Genomic DNA, 2,022 nt, shown 5'->3' with positions numbered 1-2,022 from the left:
TGAATAATCTGTGCTCCAATGAGCCACCTGTCCGGCAAGCTTGAGCCACCATTCCGGATATGTGTGAGCCACTATTCCGGTCATAATGAGCCACTTCAGTTTTATAATAGATTTATGCACATTTATTGTGTAAATCTATTATGAAGGAGGTCATCCTTATGACCAAATATCGTGAAATCCTCAGACTTTCAAGTCTGGGATTCAGCAACAGGAACATAGCATTAAGTGTTCCGTGTTCCAGAAACACTGTTTCGAAAGTCTTAAAAAGGGCTCAGGAATTAAAGCTTTGCTGGCCTTTGCAAGACAATCAAACAGATGAGGCTCTCGAAAAGTTGTTTTATCCAAAACTAAACAGCCGTCCTCAAAAGCGTATGCCTGACTACGATTACATCCGCAAGGAATTACTCCGTAACGGTGTAAGTAAAAAACTCCTGTGGACCGAATACATGGAGGATTGCCGTGTCAATGGCGAAGAACCACTCATGTATTCACAGTTCTGCTACCATATCCAACAGGAAGAGCAGAAACATCGTGCTACCATGCATATCAACCGGAAACCCGGTGAACAGGTTGAAGTTGACTGGGCAGGTGATCCTGCAACAATCATTGATCCAGATACTGGAGAAATCATTAAGGCATACATATTTGTTGGTGTAATGACTTACAGCCAGTATGCATATGTGGAAGCATTTCTGGATATGAAGCAGAAATCATGGATTAATGCACATGTCCATATGTACGAGTACTTTGGCGGTGTTGCTAAGATTCTCGTACCGGATAACTGCAAAACTGCAGTTGTTCACAATGGTGGATGGAAAGACCAGCAGATCAATGAAACTTATCAGGAAATGGCTGAACACTATGGTACAGCTATTATTCCGGCTCGTGTCAGAACTCCCAAGGATAAGCCGAATGCTGAAGGAATGGTAGGAAATATCTCTACCTGGATAACAGCAGCACTTCGGGATGAACAGTTCTTCTCCCTTGCCGAATTAAATCGTGCAATCAGAGACAAGCTCGAACTGTTCAACCAAAGGCTCTTTCAAAAGAAAGAGGGTAGTCGGCGAATCTTATTTCTTGAGGAAGAAAAACCATTGCTGGCACCATTACCTGCTACCCGTTTTGAACTGAGTGACTGGAAAACAGCCACTGTCCAGTTCAATTATCACATATCTGTGGACGGAATGCTATACTCAGTTCCTTATGAATACATCAAAAAGAAAGTTGATGTAAAGGTAACAGATACCACTATTGAAATTTTCTACAACCATAACCGCATTGCTTCCCATCGTCGTCTGAAAGGACGCCCTGGGCAGTACAGCACTGTCACAGAACATATGCCGGAAGACCACCAGAAATATCTGGAATGGAATGGCGACCGGTTCCGCAAATGGGCTGAGCGGATTGGCATAAATACGTACACTGTGGTCAATGCAATACTGACCTCCAAAAGTGTGGAACAACAGACCTACCGAAGTTGTATGGGACTTCTAAAGCTTGCTGAGAAATACTCAGATGCATTGCTTGAAGCAGCCTGTAAAAAAGCTTTATCCTATACATCCTCGCCCAGTTACAAGAGTATTAAAAACATCCTTGTAACAAGTTCTGTAAAACCGGAATCAGAAACAACTGAATTCAAGACCACACATAAAGCACATGGCATCACAAGAGGTGCCGATTACTATCGGAGGTAAACACATATGACAAATCAGAGTACAATAGATAAATTAATTGAAATGCGCCTTACTACCATGGCAGATGTATTTCGTAACCAACTGGATGATCCTAAATTTAAAGAAGTACCATTTGAGGACCGTTTTGGTATGCTGGTGGACATCGAATACAGCAATCGTAAAAATAATCGTCAGAAACGACTGATCCGTAATGCCGGATTCGACCAGCCGGAAGCAAATATCATGGATATCAACTACACTTCCGGTCGCAAACTCAACAAGGCTCTTATTAACCGGCTTGCAACTTGTGAGTATATATCTGAACACCGGAACCTTTTTATTACCGGTG

General features: G+C 42.4%; 2 protein-coding genes. Both read left to right on the top strand.

Going from position 1 to position 2,022, the window contains the following annotated elements; genetic code table 11:
* The first annotated feature begins 158 nt into the window (after positions 1 to 158).
* Positions 159 to 1,694 carry an IS21 family transposase gene (istA, locus tag ACTQ3K_RS12535; protein ID WP_441566855.1) on the top strand — a complete coding sequence of 512 codons (1,536 nt, stop codon included), beginning with the start codon at positions 159 to 161 and terminating at the stop codon, positions 1,692 to 1,694.
* 6 nt (positions 1,695 to 1,700) lie between these two features.
* Positions 1,701 to 2,022 (top strand): ATP-binding protein (locus tag ACTQ3K_RS12530; RefSeq protein WP_441566857.1); only part of this gene is annotated, 322 nt, incomplete at its 3' end.

It is taken from the genome of Candidatus Paralachnospira sp. LCP21S3_A2, assembly GCF_052118925.1.
GTDB lineage: Bacteria > Bacillota > Clostridia > Lachnospirales > Lachnospiraceae > Lientehia.
This window is presented reverse-complemented; position numbering and strand designations above follow the sequence as displayed.

Coding starts and splice junctions, on each gene's coding strand:
- istA (WP_441566855.1), top strand. CDS start 159: ATGACCAAATATCGTGAAATCCTCAGACTTTCAAGTCTGGGATTCAGC.